Origin of the sequence: Undibacterium umbellatum, from assembly GCF_014284125.1 — a bacterium.
GTDB lineage: Bacteria > Pseudomonadota > Gammaproteobacteria > Burkholderiales > Burkholderiaceae_D > Undibacterium > Undibacterium umbellatum.
On record NZ_JACOFX010000002.1, the window covers coordinates 330699 to 351680 of the forward strand.

Below are 20982 nucleotides of genomic sequence, written 5' to 3' on the forward strand. Positions count from 1 at the left end.
GGGGTTTTTTTTTTATGGAGGGGACACAATGCAAAATACAACTATAAAAAACATCGTTATCGTCGGTGGTGGTACGGCAGGCTGGATGACCGCAACAGCACTGGCTACCGTATTGGAAGGGCAGTATGAGATACGTGTGGTGGAGTCGGATGAAATTGGTATTGTTGGTGTAGGTGAGGCCACCATACCGATGATACAAAGATTCAATCAGGTTGTCGGTATCGATGAAAATGAATTCCTGCGCGAGACCCAGGGTACGTTCAAGCTGGCTATAGAATTCGTCAACTGGGGTAAGCAGGGTGATCGTTACATGCATGGCTTTGGCACGATAGGCCAGGATTTTGGCAGCCTGCGCTTTGACCAGTACTGGCAGCACATGCGCAAGCTCGGCAAGGCTGATAATCTGGCTGCCTATTCAATTACCCGCATGATGGGCAAAGCCAATAAATTCATGCCAGCGCGGCAGGATATGCCCAACTCACCCTTGCACCAGATTGCCCACGCCTATCATTTCGATGCCAGTCTGTATGCGCGTTACCTGCGCAAGATAGCAGAGTCGCGCGGTGCTATGCGTACAGAGGGCAAAATCGTTTCAGTCAGCCAGCGCGAGGCGGACGGCTTTGTCGATGCCATCATTCTGGAAAATGGTGACCGCATAGAGGGTGATTTATTCATCGATTGCTCAGGCTTTCGTGGTTTGCTGATAGAGCAGACCTTGCACACTGGTTATGAAGACTGGTCGCACTGGCTGCCTTGTGACAGGGCGCAAGCCGTGCCTTGTGAATCTGCACCAGAACTGCTGCCATATACCCGTGCCACTGCCCACCGTGCAGGCTGGCAGTGGCGTATTCCCCTGCAACATCGCATAGGCAATGGTCATGTGTATTGCAGCCAGTATGTCAGTGATGATGAGGCGGCGTCGGTATTATTATCAAATCTCGATGGCAAGCCGCTGGCTGATCCACGCGTCATCAAGTTCAAGACCGGCATGCGCAATAAAACCTGGAACAAGAATGTGGTGGCGATAGGTTTGTCCAGCGGTTTTCTCGAGCCACTGGAATCAACCAGTATCCACCTCATACAATCGGCCATTGCACGGCTGATCGACTTCTTCCCTGACCAGAGTTTCAATGCTGTCGATATCGCAGAATACAATCGCCAGTCGCGCTTTGAATATGAGCGCATCCGCGACTTTGTGATACTGCATTACAAGCTCAATCAGCGCGATGATTCTGATTTCTGGAAAGCCTGTGCAGCCATGCCAGTGCCAGACAGCCTGCAACATAAAATCGATTTATTCCGCGCCAGTGGCCGCTTGCTGCGCGTCGACAATGAATTGTTTACCGAGGTGGCCTGGTTGCAGGTTTTTGAGGGACAAAATTTAATTCCTGAACGCCTTCATCCTCTGGTAAATTTGCAGACCGGAGCGGACACCATGGAATATCTCGATGGTGTGCGTGAGGTAGTGCAGAAATGCGTGGCCATCATGCCAGGACATGCTGCCTATATTGCCCAGCATTGCAAGGCCAGAAGCTGAGTCAATAATGAGTGGGGGGAGGTGCCACTGTCAGGTTCCAGCAGCAGTGGCGCATAAAAAATAAACTCAAAAGAATATAAATTATGCATACTGGTATGAGCACTACCGAGATTTTCCTGATCGCGATGTTTGTGATTTTTACGCTGCCTTACCTGATCTGGCGGGTAGGTAAAACTGACTATTATGCACCACTGGTAGTAGTGCAAATTATCACTGGTATTTTGCTGGGGCCTGGTGTCCTGGGTGCGATTTATCCTGACTACTACAAATTTGTCTTTAATCCCCAGGTGATACAGTCATTGAATGGCATCGCGTGGTGGGCCGTCATGATTTTTGTCATGATTGCCGGAATAGAACTGGACTTGAAGAAGGCCTGGGAATATCGCCGCGAAAGCACCATTACCGCTGGCCTGGCTTTAGGTATGCCTTTGCTGTTTGGTTGCGTAGCTGGTATGGGTCTGCTGAGTATGGATGGCTGGATGGGAGCCAAGGCCCTGAGCTGGCAATTTGTGCTTGGCGTGGGGATGGCTTGCGCCGTCACTGCCTTGCCCATCCTGATCCTGTTGATGGAAAAACTCGATATCCTGCGCCAACCCATAGGCCAGCGCATATTGCGTTACGCCAGTCTTGACGACATTGCCATCTGGGGTGTGCTGGCCGTGATCTTGCTGGACTGGACCAGAATGGGGCGCCAAGTCGGCTTTTTAGTGGTGTTTGCGGTTGCCACGGTCTTGTTCCGTAAACTCATGGTCTGGCTGGAAGAGCGTGACCGCTGGTATGTGGGCCTGATCTGGCTGGCAGCCTGTGCCTTCGCGGCTGACTGGGCTGGCCTGCATTATATGGTGGGCGCTTTCCTGGCAGGTGCTGTCATGGATGCCCACTGGTTCAACCAGGAAAAAATGGATCTCATGCGCCACCATGTTCTGCTGGCCATCATGCCAGTGTTTTTCCTGAGCACGGGTTTGCGTACCAACTGGGCCGTGGGCGGCGCTGCGGTATTCATTGTTGCTGCCGTACTGCTGGTCGCGTCTGTCTCAGGCAAGCTGATAGGCATACAGGTGGCTGGCAAGATACTCAAATGGGAAAAAGGCGAGGCATCCATCATAGGCTGGCTATTGCAAACCAAGGCGCTGATCATGATTATCTTCGTCAATATCCTGCTGGATAAAAGCATCATCACCAGTGAAACCTTTACCGCGATGTTGCTGATGGCTGTTGCCAGCACCATGCTGACTGTGCCTGTGGTGTATCCGAAATTACAAAAAATGAAGGAGTTGATCTTCAGGAGTAAATAAGATTTCGTGTGTTTGCGTCTAAAGATTGGAATGCCCTCTACTTTATGGAAAGTGGTGGGCATTTTGTTTTTGGTTTGTATGCGTGCAAAGGTCTGGATAATTGCTAAAATTTATATGAAATAAAGGGTAGTATTGCTACAGTTATTTATTGTTCAAGTAGATTTCCTCTGTTAAATTTCATTTAAAAATCTGATTGTAAATTTCTGTAGTCGCCACAAAAAATTATGTAGTTTGATTACATTTTGCTGTGGTAGTATTTCAAAATTCGGGCATTCTTAGTATGGTGACTTCGTTGGGAAGTTGTTTTCTGCCGATAAGTAGTACCGCAACAAGTAGTTCATAATAAATTTGGGGACAAAACACCATGCAAGTATCTGCATACAAACCACGTCTGTCGTTCTGGCAGTTGTGGAATATGAGTTTCGGTTTCTTTGGCATACAGTTTGGCTTTGCGCTGCAAAACACCAATACCAGCCGCATCTTTTCTACCCTGGGTGCTAACCCGGATGAGCTGGCCCTGTTCTGGCTGGCGGCACCCATCACTGGATTGCTGGTGCAACCCGTCATTGGCTACCTGAGTGACAATACCTGGCACCCTTTCTGGGGGCGTCGTCGTCCTTTCTTTTTCATCGGTGCGGTACTGGCATCGATTGCCATGTTCCTCATGCCAAATTCCAGCGTCTTGTGGATGGCGATAGCGGTGTTGTGGATGATGGACAGCGCCATCAATATTTCCATGGAACCTTTCCGCGCCTTTGTCGGCGACAAGCTTGATGTCTCGCAACAAACTGCTGGCTTTGCCATGCAGACCTTCTTTATTGGTTGTGGTGGCGTGATTGCCTCATTGTTACCGACGATATTTACCGATTACCTGGGTGTCAGCAATGTGCCTGTGAATGGCGCTATTCCCGACACTGTGCGTTATTCCTTTTATTTTGGCGGCGCCATATTTGCCTTGTCTGTCATGTGGACAGTCTTCACCAGCAAGGAAATACCTCCGGAGGACCTGGAAAAATTCAAACTGGAACGTAAAAATAACCAGGGCATAGGCAAGGCCGTATCAGAGATTCTTGGCGGCTTCACCAAAATGCCTAAAACCATGGTGCAACTGGCGCTGGTGCAATTCTTTACCTGGGTCGCCTTGTTTGCCATGTGGGTCTATACCACGCCTTCGATTGCACAAACGGTCTTTCATAGCAGCGATGCACAGTCCGCAGCTTTTCAGGAAGGTGGTAACTGGGTAGGCATCATGTTCGCGGTGTATGGTGGCGTCTCTGCATTGGCTGCTTTCTTGTTGCCCGTGCTGGCGAAGGTGACTAGCCGTAAATTTGTGCACATGCTCTGCCTGGTCATAGGTGGTGTCAGCCTCATGAGTATCTTCCTGATTTCATCGAAGCAAATGCTGCTCTTGCCCATGGTGGGCGTGGGCATAGCATGGGCCAGTGTACTGACCATGCCTTACGCAATTCTGGCAGGGGCTTTGCCAGCGAACCGCATGGGTTATTACATGGGCCTGTTCAATTTCTTTGTGGTGATACCGCAGATCATTGCCGGTGTCGTGCTCGGTGCGATATTGAAGCATTTCTTTGATAATCAGTCCGTCAAGGTGTTGATGCTGGGTGGGGCTTGCATGATACTGGCTGGCTTGTTGACTTTGCTGGTCAAGGATGAAGCTGTCGAAGTTGCATCTGGCATGGACAAGACAGCAGCTAATGCTGCCGCAGTTTAATCCTCGATTTCGACGGAGTTTTCTCATGCAAGCAAAAGCAATCAGACTGGGGCTGGCAGCATTGCTGGCTACGTCCTGCGTTTCCATGTCGCTGGCTGCACCCAAGCTAAAAACAACCCAGCCATTTTTATGGGAAAACGCCACTGTCTATTTTTTACTGACAGACCGCTTTCATAACGCCAACCATAAAAACGATCTTGCCTATGGCCGCAAAAATGATGCCGCAGCTTTGCGCGGCTATGCTGGCGGTGACCTGGCTGGCATTACGGCGAAGATCAAGTCTGGTTATTTCAAAGACCTTGGTGTCGATGTCATCTGGTTGACGCCGCCGGTCGAGCAAATCCATGCGGGTACGGACGAAGGCACGGGCAAGTCCTATGGCTTTCATGGATACTGGGCCAAGGACTTTACACGTATCGATGCCAATCTGGGCACAGAAGCTGACATGCGGGAGTTTGTCGATACCGCGCATGCACATGGCATGCGTGTCTTGCTGGACGTGGTCATGAACCATTTGGGGCCAGTGACGGAACAAGACCTGGTCTGGCCAGATGAATGGGTCAGAACATCGCCCACCTGTACTTATAAGGATACTGAAACCACCGTCAGTTGCACCCTGGTCAAAAACCTGCCGGACATACGTACAGACAGCAAAGCCGCAGTCAGCTTGCCGCCACTGCTGGTAGAAAAGTGGAAGGCAGAAGGGCGTTACGACAAGGAAATCAAAGAGCTGGATGATTTTTTTCAGCGCACAGGCTTGCCACGTGCTCCACGCTACTACCTCATGAAATGGCATGTGGACTGGGTGAAAAAATACGGTGTCGATGGCTTCCGCGCCGATACCGCCAAACATACAGAGCCAGAAATCTGGAAAGAGTTGCATGGCCTTGCCAGTACCGCTTATGAATACTGGAAGCAGGCCAACCCCAAAAAGAAACTGGGCAAGCAGGCTTTCTTCATGACTGGTGAAGTGTATAACTATGCACTCGCTCACGGTCAGGGCTTTGACATGGGGGGCGACCAGACGGTCAATTTTTACCAGAACGGTTTTGACAGTCTCATTAATTTTGGTTTCAAGTCAGATGCCAACAAGACTTATGAAGCCTTGTTCAGTGATTATGCTACGCGTTTGCATGGGCCTTTGGCTGGATATTCCGTGCTCAATTACATCAGCTCGCACGATGACGGCGGGCCATTTGATCTCTTGCGCCAAAAACCATTTGAATCTGCCAATAAACTTTTGCTGAGTCCCGGTGCGGCGCAAATTTATTATGGCGATGAAACTGCACGTTTACTGAATGTAGCAGGTGCACAAGGCGATGCGACCTTGCGTTCTTTCATGAACTGGGACGAACTCGCAAAAAATATCAGCCGTGATGGCTACCGCATTGCTGATGTCCGCCAGCACTGGAGTCGCCTGGGTTTGTTCCGGCATGACCATCCTGCCATAGGCGCAGGCCTGCATGAAAAACTGGCGGACCAACCTTATACTTTCAAGCGTACGTATGACAAGAACGGTATCAGCGATAAAGTAGTGATTGCACTGGATATCCCGGCGAATAGCGATCCTGCCATCAGCGTCGCAGGTGTTTTTGCCGACGGACAAAAATTGCGTGACTATTACTCTGGAAAGATAGCCACAGTCGTCAATGGCAAGGTGCAATTCAATAGCGGCTTGAGCACGATACTGATTGCGCCTTAGCACGCTCTGACAAAAAATTAATTAGAGACACATGAAAAAAACATCCATAGTCAAACTGAATATCTTTGCTGCTGCAATCCTGTCATTGACGACTATGTCAATGCCGACTACCGCGCATGCACAAAATTCTGCGCGCACTATTGTGTCAGTAGCCCAGCAGGCCGATTATCTGGAAATCAAGACCAATGATGGTCGCTATATCCTGAAGCCGTACAGCGACAAGATCTTGGAAACCAGTTTTATTCCTGTTGCTGAAAAATTCAACCAAGCTTCGCATGCTGTCGTCCTGTCACCTGCGCGCGTCAAGACGAGTTTCAAAGAGACGGCTAGCAGCATGCTATACCTTGCCGGTGACATCACTGTCAGCATCAGCAAATCACCGTTTCAAATTGCCTATGCCTACAAGGGCAAGCCTTTGCTGTCAGAAAAAAATGGTTATAGCAAGACCAGGGATGCAGACGTGCTGGATTTTAATCTGGATGCAGATGAAGCTTTGTATGGTGGCGGTGCCCGTGCACTGGGTATGAACCGTCGTGGCAATCGCCTGCCTTTGTATAACAAGGCACACTATGGCTATGAAGAGCGTTCAGAGCAAATGAACTTTGCCATGCCGCTGGTATTTTCATCGAAGATGTATGGCCTGCATTTTGATAATGCGGCAATAGGCCAGCTTGATCTCGACAGCAAGAGAAACAATGTGCTGGCTTATGAAACCATCAGCGGGCGCAAAACTTACCAGGTCATCGCAGGTGACAGCTGGGCCGACATCGTCAGCAATTACACCAGCCTGACCGGACGCCAGCCTTTGCCACCGCGCTGGACTTTTGGTAATTTCGCCAGTCGATTTGGTTATCACAATGAAGCAGAAGCGCGCAGCATACTCGATAAATTTCGCGCTGAAAAAATTCCTGTCGATGCCATCATCTTTGACCTCTATTGGTTTGGCAAGGATATCAAGGGCACCATGGGTAATCTGGAGTTTGATAAAGACAGCTTCCCCAATCCCAAGGGCATGATTGCTGACTTTGCACAGCAAGGTATCAAGACTATCCTGATCACAGAGCCTTTTATTTTGACGACTTCAAAAAAATGGCAAGAGGCAGTCGATAAGAATATTCTGGCGACCGACAAACAGGGAAAACCGTTTACCTATGATTTTTATTTTGGGAACACTAGCCTCATCGATATCTTCAATCCACCAGCGCAAGACTGGTTCTGGAGTATTTATAAAGACTTGAAAAACATGGGCGTTGCCGGCTGGTGGGGTGATCTGGGGGAGCCGGAAGTCCATCCACCTGCCTTGCAACACAAGACCGGTAGTGCCAATGAATTGCATAATATCTATGGTCATCAATGGGCCAGGCTGATTGCTGATGGCTACAAGAAGGATTATCCCAATCAGCGACCTTTCATCCTCATGCGCTCTGGTTATTCAGGTTCACAAAGGCTGGGCATGATACCGTGGTCGGGTGATGTCAATCGCACCTGGGGGGGATTGCGCTCGCAACCTGAGATAGCCTTGCAGATGGGCATGCAGGGCATGGCCTATATGCATTCTGACCTGGGCGGTTTTGCCGGTGCCAATCTGGATGATGAGTTGTATGCACGCTGGTTGCAGTATGGCGTGTTCCAGCCTGTCTTCCGCCCGCATGCGCAAGAGGAAGTGGCTTCTGAACCGGTCTTGCGTGAAGCCAAGACCAGGGCCCTGGCCAAGGCAGCGATAGAGCTGCGTTACCGCATGCTGCCGTATAACTATACCCTGGCATTTGAGAATAACCAGCGTGGCCTGCCTTTCATGCGCCCGCTGTTTTATGCAGAACCACAAAATCAGAAATTGCAAACTGTGGCTGACACTTATTTGTGGGGTGATAGTTTTCTCGTTCATCCTGTCATGAAAGCAGGAGAAAAAGAAGCCAGTGTGTATTTCCCGGCAGGTAGTACCTGGTTTGATTTTTACACTGGTCAGCAACATCAGGGTGGTACGACTGACACAGTAAGTGTGGAGCAAGACCATATCCCGGTGTTTGTGCGTGCTGGCGCTTTTGTCCCTATGAGCCCACTGGTCCAGAATACCCGCGACTATTCAACAAAAAAAATGGAACTGCATTACTACCATGATGCTGCTATCAAGAAATCAGCGGGCAAGCTGTATGACGATGATGGCGAGACTGCGAATGCCTATGAGAAGGGGGCTTATACCCTCATGCATTTCAGCAGCCAGGCAAATGCCACGGCATTGAAAATCAGTCTGCGAACAGAAACTGGCAAGAGTGCTGAGGCGGTGGACAGGGATATCGCATTGCATATTCATCATATTCCCAGCAAGCCAGTATCAGTAAGCCTGCAGGGGAAAGCAATCGCTTTTAACTGGGATGAGTCCAAAAAGCAGCTGCATATTGATGTGCACTGGCTGAAAAACAGCAAGGCAGAGCTATCAATAAAGTTAGGTAAATGATATTGTCATGCCCGTTTAGAGCTTGATGCAGACTGCTTGCTACGGCAACCACTGATTTTGGACATGATTTTCAGGGTGTTTGTGGTAAATTGCGGGATTGTATTCTCTGTAAGACAATAGGCAGCAAACCGTATATATGAAGACAGCATGACGACAGAACACGCACTGGTAGAACATGGTAACGCGGCAGGCTTTTCCAGCGGCCCGCGCTTGTTGGCGGATATAGGCGCAACCCATGCGCGCTTTACACTTGAGTCTTCACCGGGTGTGTTTGAATCCGTCAAGGTCTTGAAGTGTGATGAATACACCGACATCATCGCCCTGCTGCGCGCTTATCTGTCTACTGTGCCTGCCAGCAAAGTCCATCATGCGGCGTTTGCACTCGCCAATCCTATCGACGGTGACCAGGTCAGGATGACCAATCGCGACTGGGCATTTTCCATCGAAGATGTACGTCGTGAATTTGGTCTCTACACGCTGCTCATCGTCAATGACTTTACTGCTCTGGCCATGTCCTTGCCGGGTTTGCAGGCCAAAGACCTGATGCAGGTGGGTGGTGGTACACCAGTGCCCAAATCCGTTATCGGTGTATTGGGGCCTGGTACGGGTCTGGGTGTGTCTGGCCTGATCCCTACCTCTGATGGCTTTGTCACTCTTGGCAGTGAAGGCGGTCATGTCAATTTTGCGCCTGTGGATGAGCGTGAATATGCCATCCTGCAATTCGCCTGGAAAGAATGGCCGCATGTCTCTACCGAGCGTCTGATTTCTGGCCCCGGTATGGAGTTGATTTACCGCGCCCTGGCCGATAGAAATAACAAGAAAGTCAAAGCCCTGCCAGCGCAAGACATCATGCGTGGCGCACTGAAAACTGAAGCTGAGGCTGACGCACTATGCCTGGAAACCCTGGAATGCTTTTGCGGCATGCTGGGCAGTTTCAGTGCCAACCTGGCTGTGACTCTGGGTGCTTTTGGTGGTATCTATATAGGCGGTGGCATTGTTCCGTTGATGGGCGATTATTTCGCCACTTCAGCCTTCCGCACACGCTTTGAAGCCAAGGGGCGTTTCACCAGTTATCTGGCACAGATTCCCACCTTTGTGATTACGACACCCAACCCGGCGTTTTATGGTGTGTCGGCAATTTTGTCTGAACACTTGCGAGGCCGTAGTGGCGACAGCTCACTGATGGACCGCATACAGCAAATCCAGGCAGAGCTGACACCGGCAGAGCGCCGTGTCGCTACCCTGGTGCTGGAAAACCCGCGCACGGTATTGAATGAAGCCATTGCAGAAATTGCCCGCCTGGCTGATGTCAGCCAGCCTACTGTCATCCGTTTTTGCCGTTCTCTGGGCTTTCTCGGTTTGGCTGACTTCAAACTCAAGTTTGCCAGCAGCCTGACCGGCACCATTCCTGTACGCCACAGCCAGGTACGCATGAGCGACAGCACGCATGACCTGAGTGCCAAGGTCATCGATAATACTGTGTCAGCTATCCTGAATTTCCGTGACCAGCTGGATGTGCGCTCGCTCGACCAGGCTATTGCGCTGTTACGCAAGGCGAACAAGGTTGAGTTTTATGCCATGGGCAATTCACGTGCCGTGGCACTGGATGGCCAGCATAAATTCTTCCGCTTCCGCATTCCTACAGCGTCCTATGGTGATGCGCATTTGTTTTCCATGGCAGCAGAATTGCTGAATCCGGGTGATGTTGTTATCGTCGTATCCAACTCCGGCAAATTGCCAGAATTGCTGAAAGCGGTTGATGCTGCCCGCCTGGCCGGGGCAGATGTGATCGCGATTACGCCTAACCAGTCACCATTGGCCAAAAAGGCGACGGTTTGTCTGGCAGTGAATCATACAGAAGACAATGCTACCTTCCTTTCCATGATTTCACGCATCCTGCAATTATTGCTGATCGATATTATCGCAGTAGGTTTGTCAGTCGATGCGCCTGACACCGACGGGGCTGGTACTGACATCAAGCGCAAGGAATTATCGCGTTTCAGTAATTTGCTGATTTCGCATCTGGATAGTTGATTGTGTTTTGTAGCCTGTTTAGAATTAGTAGCGAGAGTGCGTTAGTTGCCTTATGGTAATATTCGAGGTAACTTAAGCGCAGTGCAAAAAGCGGAAGGTAATTTATACACGAGCCTTTTGAGCGGTACATGAGCCCCGATCACGGAATCGCAGTAAGATTTTGACAGGTACTTTGCGGCAACAGCTATGGCAGCCTCGCTGCATGTTAACGCATTCTGGATCTTTGTTGCGAATAGCTTCCAGCTCAGGACATTCTGCATGTAATTGCTCCAGCTAGGCTTTGGCTATGCCAAGCGCAGGATAACTGGGTTTGACATACAGAACATGGAAACGAACCTGGTCAGTTAGAATGCTGCAATCCAGCGTACGTACATGCTGTTGATCTAGAAATGCTGGTAGCAGGACTTGCTTGCATATGTGCTGTACCGCTTCAAGGTTTCGCAGTTAGTAAGCTCTGTGATGATGTAACAGCCCCCACACACAAATAATGGAGACGCAAGCCCAGTAAGACTATGAAAAAGCAGCGCGTAAACTGATCAATGCCATCAAGGCGTAAATGTTTGCAATGAATGCAATTGCCTTGATCCCTCAGCCTTCTTGTTACAATGCAGGTCTGTTTTCATATTCACGTTCAGCTTCCATGCCCGTCACCACATCCATAGCTAATGCCTTCAAGAACTTTAGGGATAAATTTAGCGCCAGTCCTGTAGCAGAGTCAGCGCGCCCCGTATTTGCGAATTTGAATATCGATGCGGAATTAACCCTGGCCCTGTTTGAAGTATTGACGGCAGAAGAAATCAAGCTGAGATGGCATGACAATTACCTTGCCCTGGAAGATGGCTTGTTGCTGGCAGTGGAAAGGGTGGAAACGGTCACGCTCGCTGAAGATAAATTCCGCACTTGCACACGCATCTATGCCTGCCATGCTGGCTACTTCCCGCAAGGATTAAGTGAGTACCAGCATGCCATGGGGGCGACTGAATCAGAAGCCATACTTGAGGGTTTGCGTACCTGGGCAAAGATGGATTTATTGGTGCTGCTGGATGCTACCCGCGAGCAGCCGCTGAATTGCACAGTCATAGAAATGAACACCAGCGCAGAGACGGAAGAGGGCAAGAGTTTTCGCCAGGTGATACTTGGTCCGGTCGCCCATCTGGCCAGCCTGCCAGCACCCAAGAAAAAAGAAGAGCATCCATTTTGCCCCTGCTGCTTGTTCACAGAAAGCATGCCTGCATTTCATGATCTGTTGCAGACCAGCGATTTCATCGGCATACGACTGTTTGCATCGCGCGACAATGAGGGCAAGCTGGCTGCTGATTGTCGCGTCAATGGCGAAGATTTCTTGCCTGCAGTTGAACACCTGAAGCAGTATGCAGAAAAATGGCCACAGCGTGGGCTGGAATTCCGCAAGCAATATGTGGTCATCAGGACTGGCAAGCATAGTGTCAATCAGGCGCAGCCTTGATCTGGTTTCGTTTGCTGAAATGTTGAATGTGATACATTTGAAATTACCATTCGCGATACGTCGCCAATTTATTATCAATGAGTGAGGAATATTATGTACCGTAGCTACTTCAAGGGACAATGGAGTGAAGGCAATACGCCACTGTTTGGTGCCATGGATAATGCTGTCTGGCTGGGTTCCTCAGTGTTTGATGGTGCGCGCTCCATTCGCGGCCTGACACCGGATCTGCGTTTGCATCTGGCCCGCGTCATACAGTCGGCTCAGCGTCTGGGTTTGCAATGCCCTTACAATGTCGATGAGCTGGAAGCGCTGTGCCGCGAAGGCATAGCACTGTTCCCAGCAGATGCTGAACTGTATATACGCCCGCTGGTGTTTGGCACTGATGGTTTGCTGATCCCTGAGCCATCAACTACTGGTTTTGCGTTGACTTTATTTGATGCGCCCATGCCAGCATTTACCGGCTTCTCTGCCTGCCTGTCCAGCCTGCGTCGTCCCGATCCTTCCATGGCACCTACCGATGCCAAGGCGTCGTGCTTGTATCCAAATTCCACCAGGGCTCTGCGCGAAGCCAAAGAACGTGGTTTCGACAATGGTGTGGTTTGTGATATGCACGGCAATGTGGCTGAATTTGCCACGGCCAATCTCTTCTTTGTGACGGCAGATGATGAAATCGTCACGCCTATGGCAAACGGCAGTTTCTTGTCGGGCATCACCAGGGCGCGCGTGATCGGTTTGCTCAAGGATGATGGTAAACAAGTTTCCGAGCGCACTGTAAAACCGGAAGAATTATTGGCGGCCAAAGAGATTTTCAATACAGGCAATTTTGCCAAGGTAACGCCTTGCACCAGATACGAAAGCCGCGAATTGCCTATAGGTGTGGTAGCGACACGCGCCCGTGATTTGTATTTGCAATTCATGCAAAATACCTGATTCAGACTGACAATAAATTGATGCTGAAGCGCATACATCATGCTGCAATTATTTGCTCTGATTATCGGACATCGAAGGATTTCTATACCCGGATTCTGGGCTTGAGCGTTATTGCAGAAACCTATAGAGCAGAAAGAGTTTCCTACAAGCTCGATCTGGCCTTGCCAGATGGTTCGCAAATAGAATTATTTTCATTTCCTGATGCGCCGCCAAGGGTATCTCGACCTGAAGCCCAAGGTTTGCGTCATCTGGCATTTGAAGTTGATGATGTGTCCGCTTGCAAAACCATACTGGAAGCCCAGGGGCTAGAGGTGGAGGATATCAGGATGGATGAATTGACTGGGCAACACTTTGTCTTTTTTGCTGACCCTGATGGCTTGCCATTGGAATTGTATGAGGCAATGCGCTAATAAATTCGGATAATTTGAATCAATAAAAAGGCCAGGGAAAGATACGTCCCTGGCCTTTTTATTCATGATGAAATGATCTTGCTTATTTCAAGAACTGTTCATTGCCAACCATACCAATCTTGGTGACATTGAGGCGCTGTGCTGCCGCCATCACTGCTGCTACAGATTTGTAAGGTACGACAGCCACAGGGCGCAGATGTATTTCTGGCTGATCAGGCTGTGCTGCAGCTGCTGCCAGTTTAACATCCAGCTCAGCTGGGTTAACTGCCACACCATTCCAAGAAACAGTGCCATCGAAGTCCACATCGATATTCACTACCACTGGTTCATTTTTTGGCGGATTCGACGGCCCCTGTGGCATATTCAGATTCACTGCATGATTCTGAATAGGAATCGTGATAATCAACATGATGATCAACACCAGCATGACGTCAATCAAAGGCGTCATGTTCATTTCTATCATTACTTCTGGATCAGCAGACGCGCTGCCGGAACCTATTTGCATACCCATAATGATTCCTTTACTTAGTTCCGCGCTGGCGGTTCAATAACGAAGCCGACCTTGGCGATACCTGCACGCTGGGCTGTCAAAATGCTCTTGCCGACAAACTCATAACGGGCATTCTGGTCTCCACGGATATGCAACTCCGGTTGCGGGACCTTGACTGCTTCTACCTTGAGTCGTTCAAACAGGGCATCTGTGCTGCCGAGCGGCTTGGTACTGCCGTTCCAGTACAGATCACCATCCTTGTTGATCGACAAGGTGATGTTTTCCGGTTTGGTTTTGTAAATCTGGTTGTGCTCTGCCGGCAGCTTGAGCTTGATCGTGTCTGTAATCACCGGGGTGGTGATCAGGAAGATGATCAGCAAAACCAGCATGACGTCTACCAGCGGGGTGGTGTTGATGGTGCTGTTGACTTCGTCTTCGCCATCACCATCATTGCCAATTGCCATTGCCATAATGTGTTCTCTTTCAGATTTCACGAAGACCCTTTAGACCACTCAACACAGAGGCAAAGAGACACAGAGGAAGGCGGAAAGGACCTTGTTCGCCATCGCTTGCAAGTCACCTCCCGGATTTTCTCTGTGGTTTTTCTCTGTGTCTCTGTGCCTCTGTGGTTAAGGGTCTTCGGGTTTTAATCAGTTATTGCCAATTACTTCTTGGCAGCTGTCTTGCCCATGTTGCCGGACAGAACTACAGAATGCAGGTCAGCGGAAAAAGCACGGACTTCTTCCATGGCGCTCTTGTTGCGGCGTACCAGGAAGTTGTAACCCAGAACGGCAGGAACAGCCACAGCCAGACCAATCGCGGTCATGATCAGCGCTTCACCAACAGGGCCCGCTACTTTGTCGATCGATGCCTGACCGGACATACCGATGGCTGTCAGCGCATGGTAGATACCCCATACTGTACCGAACAGACCTACGAACGGTGCTGTGGAACCAACTGTTGCCAGGAATGCCAGGCCGTCTTGCAGGCGGCTTTGGACTTTTTCCACAGCGCGCTGGATGGACATGGATACCCAGGTGTTCAAATCGATTTGTTCCAGCAAAGCACCTTCATGGTGTTCTGTGGCTTTGATGCCAGAGTCAGCGATGAAGCGGAATGGGCTGCCTTCTTTCAGGGAAGCGGCACCGGCTTGTACGGAGGCTGCTTTCCAGAACTTGGTACGGGCATCTGTTGCCTGGCCGGACAGTTTGACCTGGTCGATGATTTTGGTGATGAGGATGTACCAGCTACCCATGGACATGATGACCATGATGATGAGTGTGCCTTTGGCAACGAAGTCACCTGTTTTCCAGAGGGCGTCGAGGCCGTATGGATTTTCTATCACTTCTTTGGCTGCTGCTGGGGCAACTGCGGGAGCGCCAGCATCGGCGGGGGCAGCTGGAGCGGCGGCAGCTTCAGCAGCAGGAGCGGCTGGAGCAGGGGCGGCAGCAGAAGCTGGACCTTGAGCGGAGGCAGGAGCGACGGCAACGGCGGCTGTCAAAGCCAGGAGTGTTGCAGCCAGGAATGCGGAGAAACGGGTTTTCATTGAGGTGCTTCCTTTTAACAAAATAAGGTTGGTATTGCTTACTGCTGTTTTATTTACTGCTGTTTTAAGATTTAATTTTTTCATTAAACTTGTTTTGTGCCGCCAAGTAGCCTGCGCAGGTTTCGACTACTCTAACTTCCAAACATACTGGACTTTAGTCCATGTCTGTTGTGGTTTGCCATCCACGGTACCTGGTTTGTTTTTGCAGGAACCTGACATCAATTGGGACTTCACCGCATTGTCGAGACCTCGGAAGCCACTGGATTTGTCGATCTTGACATCGGCTACCGAGCCATCTGCACCGATCAGTACTGATAATTGCACGGTACCAGTTTCTTCGTTACGCAGTGACGCACGCGGATATTCCGGTTTGCAACCACCCACATTGAAGTCGATCACGCCTGGTACAGTCACTGGACCTGTAGGCTTGGCTTCTGCTACAGGAGCAGGAGGTGCCTGGGTCTTGGCGAATGTCGGATTCTCTGGCTTGACATTCGATACGGCGGCGATCGTCGGCTGCTGTTGTACCGGCTGTTGTACCTGGACTTCCGGTGGCGGAATGAACGGTGGCGGTGGGGCCAGCAGCTTTGGTGGCGGCGGTGGCGGTGTATCTGGCGGCGGTGGTGGTGGCTTCACCTCTTCCACCAGCTTGACTTCTGCTGGCTTGATCACCACTTCCATGGCCTTGCGAGCCAATCCTGATACCAGTGCATATACCACCAGTAAGTGAAATGCGATTACCAGCCCTATACCTATAAACTTCTTCCCCGGCTCTTGCTGGCGATTTGAAAAATCCATTCCGGCTGTCTCCTCGATCTTAGAATATGAAGGCGATAATAATAACCGCTGTTGATGAAAAATTTACGATTCTGAGCTGAAAACTTTTCATATTTTTTGTAGCAAACATATGTGTTCCTTCTCAAAATAAATTGAAGTGCCTAGTTTGTAGGCAGGTATTGCCCATAAGGACATATTTTTTTTCGATTTGATGACTCAAAATTCTTCCATGGCAGTCAATGTAGTAATCGAAACAATAAGCAAAAATTGAACCATGTTTTATGTATCTGCCTGGCCTTTAACTCACCTACAGATTTGCCCTAAAACAGGTCATCATTGCCCGGTTTTTACTCATGCCCAACAAAAACCACAGCACTCAGGGCTGGAATGGTGAATCTGCCGCTATTGCTGTCATATTTCGCCTCTTTGGCGACGCGCTGATCCGCTGCTCCAGAGGCTCTGTGCACGGGATGGAGTACATACGGCGTCTGGCCTGGTTTGATGCGATCCAGAATTTGGGTTTGCTGACTGGCATTGATGAAATACATGATGGATGAAAAGTTTGCACCGGGCATTTGCTTGCCATCCAAATGCGCCACAATCAGCAAGGGATTTTGTGTTGAACCTGTATTGTAAAAGTGCAGGCGCTGCGCGATTTCGTCCAAAGTGGACATTCTGAACAAGCTGGAGCTGGACCTGATTTTCAATAAATCACGGAACTGGTCACGACTGAACTTAATATCCTGCTTTGTGGGTTTGATGTTTGGATTGTTTAGTGCGGTTTTGATATAAGGATAGAACTGTGCATTATCTTTTTCTGGTGGCAAGCCAGTGCCAAAGTAATTGTCGCTATAGCTCCAGTCAAGGCGGTTGAACCAGTCTCCAGAATTGAAACTATTGCCATCCATGGATTTGGAGCGGAGGATGTCAACGCCTGCATGGTAATAGGCTACTCCCTGGCTGAACGCAGTTGTTGCCAGTGCCAATGCCTGAATTCGGGCGCGATCAGCACTGCTGGTTTCAGCAGGAAGGCGATAGGCATTGATATCGAATAGAGTTTGGTTGTCGTGATTCTCTACATAATTGACGACTTCACCAGGCTGGCTGACATAGCCTGCGGCTTGGCCGGCATAATCGATTTCTTGCAGTTGCTTGCTTTGGTCGTCAAAGCCTTGCATGCGGAATTGTCGCAATGAACCTGCCAGGCCTACTCTAAGCATGTCTGCCGCACGTAACAGATCTTGTTTGGGGCGGGCTTTATCTGCTAATGCATTTGGCATGTGGATGAGGCCATTGAGATAACCCTGGTTTTTGACTATGCCAGCACCTGCATCGCCATGGCCGCCACCACGTATAGCATCACGGGCGCGGTCGCTAAAACTTCCTATACCGCTGCCATTGAGTGATAATTGTGAAGCCTGGACAAAGCGCTTACCATCGGCGATCTCTCCAAAATTCCAGCCTTCACCCAGGAACTGAATCTGGCGACCGGTTTCTTGCAAAAGTCTGGCTTGCATTTCTTCCATTATCTGTCTGGGCTGATGCCCCATCAGGTCAAAGCGGAAAGAATCAATTTTGTATTGCTTTGTCCACAAGAGTACCGAGTCACTCATCAGCTTGGCCATCATGCTGTTTTCTGTGGCCGTGTTGTCACAACAGGTGGAGCGTTCTATCTGCCCCAACTGGTTCAGTCGCTGATAATAGCCAGGGACAATACGGTCCAGCACCGAGTACTGAGTTTGCCCTGCCCCAGCGGTGTGGTTGTAAACCACATCCATGCCCACGCGCAGGCCTGCATTCTGCAAAGCCATGACCATTTTTCTGAATTCGATGATGCGTTTGGCACCATCGCTGGCATCGGTGGCATAACTACCCTCGGGCGCGTTGTAGTGATAGGGCTCATAGCCCCAGTTATAGCAATCCTTGTCGGCATACTGCGTCGCCAGTTTTTGTTGTTCTGCACTATCTGCTTTGCCTTTGATGGCGGGAGTCTCGCACTTGGCTTCAGATACGGTAGCAAAGTCAAAGACGGGCAGCAAATGAATGTCCGTCATGCCAGCCGCGCTCAGTGCTTGCAAATGCTTCATGCCCTTAGTGCCCGCTTCGGTAAAAGCAAGGTATTTGCCACGCCAGGCCGGCTTTACCGTGGTGTCATTAATGGAAAAGTCACGCACATGCAATTCATAGACTTGCATGTCAGTCTGATTTTTCACTTTAGGATTCAGTTTTTGCGCATCCCATCCGCTAGGTTTTAACTTGCTTGACGACAGATCTGCAATATAACTGCGCATTGAGTCAGTGGTCAGACTGATGGAGTAAGGATCTGTGACGCGATTGCGCACCAGGCCCTGGCCAGGAATATATACATCGACGAGGTAAGTGTAATACTTGTTCGACAAATCAGACTTATCGCTGGTGTGCCATGTCCCTGTGCTCTCATCAAATTGCATAGCCAGGATTGCATTGGACTTGGCCTTGCCATCCGGATACAGGCAAACTGAGATTCGCTGTGCCGTGGGTGCCCACACCCTGAATTGCGTCTGAGCTGTTTTGGTAGCCGCTGCTTTGCCGAGATTCGCGCCATAATCATTCAGGCTGCTGGCTGCCTTATACAAATCGTCCAGCGCACCAGCTACTTGCAGGCTGGTGTAATCAATAATCTGACCGTCTTCGTCTTCTGTGGCGATCATGACTTGTGCTTGCTGCAATGACCGTAATTGTTTCAAGCCGCTATTTGCAAGTTCATATGCTTTGTCAGATCCAGTGTAGGCAAAGCGTTTTGCAATACTGCTGTCCGCAGGTATGTTTGACTCGGTCAGCATAATGGCTTCGTCAAAGCCCAGTGGTTTGCTACCTTTACTGAGTTTGAGCTGCCCGGTTCTGGATGTATAGAGTTTGACCTTGCTTCCAGTTGCCATGCCTGGCCAGCGTATCAACTTACTTGATAGCCAATAAGCGCGAGCTTCTTTCGTCACCATCGCTGATGCAGTCAATGTTGTCTCGAATTGCCCCGCATTGCATGCTGCAATGGTGGTGGCCGACTCATCGCTGGCATTTGCCTGCATGGCATAAGTCATCAGGGCGCACACAAGCAAAAAGCCGCCACTGCTACTTGCATGTGTAATAGCTTGTTTGAAAAGCAAAACAGTCTCCTGAGTAAAACAAGTAGTCAAGCTTTGATTTTAAGTAATTTACACTCAAAAAAGTAGTGTGACTACATAAAAACAAACATGCTTTCAGCCAGTTTTACCGGTTTAATTGTGGCTTAAGCCAACATTTTTTTTAATTTTAACCCAATAATCGCAAATTTGTTAGACATGAACCATTGATATATGTAGTATTGCTACATAAATTCTGATTGCGACTTGTTTCTTGTGTCAGTCAGATTCAGGCGCAAAAAATATGAATGGTGAGATGTTGAGCAATAATCCAAGAAAATCATGCAATGCAGGCCCGCGTTTGCTGGCAGATATAGGCGGCACCAATGCGCGTTTCGCATTGGAAACGCATAGCCACGAATTTACTGCCATTGCCGTGTTGCCATGTAATGCTTATCCCGACCTGCAATCTGCCATTACAGCCTACTTATCCAGCCCTGAAGTGTTAGTGGTTTGTCAGTCGCCGGTCAAAAATGCCGCAATTGCCATAGCCAATCCGGTGGATGGCGATGTGGTACGTATGACCAATCATCATTGGACTTTTTCCATAGAAGCCTTGCGTCTGGCAGCGGGCTTTGACAATCTGGTGGTCGTCAATGATTTCACCGCATTGGCGATGGCTTTACCGCATCTGGCTGCACACGAGCGCGTGCAAATTGGTAGTGGCCAGCCGCAAGCCAATCGTGCCATAGGTTTGATTGGTCCCGGTACTGGTCTGGGTGTATCCGGCATCATCCCCGCAGGCGCTCATTGGGTGCCTTTATCCAGTGAAGGCGGGCATGTCAGTTTTTCTCCCAGCAATGAAATTGAAATTGAAATCCTGCGTCAAGTCTGGAAAGAATACCCCCACGTGTCTGCTGAACGGCTGATCTCAGGCATGGGTCTGGAACTGATGTATCGTATCCTGGCGCAAATGGACAAGCATGCAGATACGACAGAAATGAATGCTGCCGATATTACACGCCGTGCGCTGGATGGAAGTTGCAACGTCTGCACCCGTACTGTGGATTATTTTTGCGCCATGCTGGGCACGATTGCCGGTAATTTGGCTGTGACCCTTGGTGCGACAGGTGGTGTATATATAGGTGGCGGTATCGTGCCTCGCCTGGGTGAGTTTTTTGCGCAATCAAATTTTCGCCAGCGCTTTGAAGCGAAGGGGCGCTTTGCTGATTATCTGGCACAAATACCGACTTACCTGATTACGGCGGAGTATCCTGCGTTTTTGGGCGTCTCTGCGATATTGAATGAACGCCTGTCCTTATCGGACATTGTGGCATGAACTTTGAAAAGACCTTTCACCACAGAGGCACAGAGACACAGAGGTCGCACTGAGAAGGAATTTTATTTAGTCAGCACAAATAAATACTTCTTCTTTACGTTTTACATGAGTGCTCTCTTTGATCTTCTCTGTGTCTCTGTGCCTCTGTGCCTCTGTGTTGAGAGGTCTTGAGTTA

15 protein-coding genes are annotated in these 20982 nt (G+C 49.7%); 10 read left to right on the plus strand and 5 right to left on the minus strand.

All coding sequences use genetic code 11. From position 1 onward, the window contains the following. Positions 1-28: 28 nt before the first annotated feature. The 9 genes from H8L47_RS05940 (at position 29) to gloA2 (ending at position 13557) form a co-directional block, all read left to right on the plus strand. Positions 29-1537 carry a tryptophan halogenase family protein gene (locus H8L47_RS05940; RefSeq protein WP_186952297.1) on the plus strand — a complete coding sequence of 503 codons (1509 nt, stop codon included), beginning with the start codon at positions 29-31 and terminating at the stop codon, positions 1535-1537. A 95-nt stretch (positions 1538-1632) separates the two neighbouring features. After that, on the plus strand, positions 1633-2832 hold the full coding sequence (locus H8L47_RS05945) for a cation:proton antiporter (RefSeq protein ID WP_408057686.1): 1200 nt from the start codon (positions 1633-1635) through the stop codon (positions 2830-2832). Positions 2833-3196: 364 nt separating this feature from the next. After that, positions 3197-4561 carry an MFS transporter gene (locus H8L47_RS05950; protein WP_186952299.1) on the plus strand — a complete coding sequence of 455 codons (1365 nt, stop codon included), beginning with the start codon at positions 3197-3199 and terminating at the stop codon, positions 4559-4561. A 25-nt stretch (positions 4562-4586) separates the two neighbouring features. Then, positions 4587-6263, plus strand: a complete 1677-nt coding sequence (locus H8L47_RS05955) for an alpha-amylase family glycosyl hydrolase (protein ID WP_186952300.1) — start codon at positions 4587-4589, stop codon at positions 6261-6263. Positions 6264-6294: 31 nt separating this feature from the next. Next, positions 6295-8718, plus strand: coding sequence for a glycoside hydrolase family 31 protein (locus tag H8L47_RS05960; protein ID WP_186952301.1), 2424 nt, complete (start codon positions 6295-6297; stop codon positions 8716-8718). 147 nt (positions 8719-8865) lie between these two features. Then, a complete protein-coding gene (locus H8L47_RS05965) occupies positions 8866-10752 on the plus strand; it encodes a glucokinase (RefSeq protein ID WP_186952302.1) in 1887 nt (628 codons plus the stop codon). Between the two features lie 640 nt (positions 10753-11392). After that, complete coding sequence (locus H8L47_RS05970) at positions 11393-12217, plus strand: DUF6348 family protein (RefSeq protein WP_222616426.1); 825 nt, start codon at positions 11393-11395, stop codon at positions 12215-12217. A gap of 93 nt (positions 12218-12310) precedes the next feature. Further along, positions 12311-13147 carry a branched-chain amino acid aminotransferase gene (locus H8L47_RS05975; protein ID WP_186952305.1) on the plus strand — a complete coding sequence of 279 codons (837 nt, stop codon included), beginning with the start codon at positions 12311-12313 and terminating at the stop codon, positions 13145-13147. A 20-nt stretch (positions 13148-13167) separates the two neighbouring features. Further along, a complete protein-coding gene (gene gloA2 / locus H8L47_RS05980; protein WP_186952307.1) occupies positions 13168-13557 on the plus strand; it encodes an SMU1112c/YaeR family gloxylase I-like metalloprotein in 390 nt (129 codons plus the stop codon). Positions 13558-13639: 82 nt separating this feature from the next. Here gloA2 and H8L47_RS05985 read toward each other — a convergent pair whose 3' ends face one another. The 5 genes from H8L47_RS05985 to H8L47_RS06005 all read right to left on the minus strand — a co-directional run bounded on the left by H8L47_RS05985 (position 13640) and on the right by H8L47_RS06005 (position 19513). Continuing rightward, on the minus strand, positions 13640-14068 hold the full coding sequence (locus tag H8L47_RS05985) for an ExbD/TolR family protein (protein ID WP_186952309.1): 429 nt from the start codon (positions 14066-14068) through the stop codon (positions 13640-13642). Between the two features lie 14 nt (positions 14069-14082). Continuing rightward, positions 14083-14517 (minus strand): ExbD/TolR family protein, encoded by a 435-nt coding sequence (locus H8L47_RS05990; RefSeq protein WP_186952311.1) that lies wholly within the window; start codon positions 14515-14517, stop codon positions 14083-14085. A gap of 194 nt (positions 14518-14711) precedes the next feature. Further along, positions 14712-15593 carry a MotA/TolQ/ExbB proton channel family protein gene (locus H8L47_RS05995; protein ID WP_186952313.1) on the minus strand — a complete coding sequence of 294 codons (882 nt, stop codon included), beginning with the start codon at positions 15591-15593 and terminating at the stop codon, positions 14712-14714. A gap of 126 nt (positions 15594-15719) precedes the next feature. Further along, on the minus strand, positions 15720-16391 hold the full coding sequence (locus tag H8L47_RS06000) for an energy transducer TonB (protein ID WP_186952314.1): 672 nt from the start codon (positions 16389-16391) through the stop codon (positions 15720-15722). A 326-nt stretch (positions 16392-16717) separates the two neighbouring features. Further along, entirely contained in the window at positions 16718-19513 is a 2796-nt protein-coding gene (locus tag H8L47_RS06005; RefSeq protein ID WP_230413610.1) for an alpha-1,6-glucosidase domain-containing protein, read from the minus strand. 271 nt (positions 19514-19784) lie between these two features. On the opposite strand from H8L47_RS06005, the gene H8L47_RS06010 reads away from it, so the two are divergent. Beyond that, a complete protein-coding gene (locus H8L47_RS06010; RefSeq protein ID WP_230413611.1) occupies positions 19785-20807 on the plus strand; it encodes a glucokinase in 1023 nt (340 codons plus the stop codon). The last annotated feature ends 175 nt before the right edge of the window (positions 20808-20982 follow it).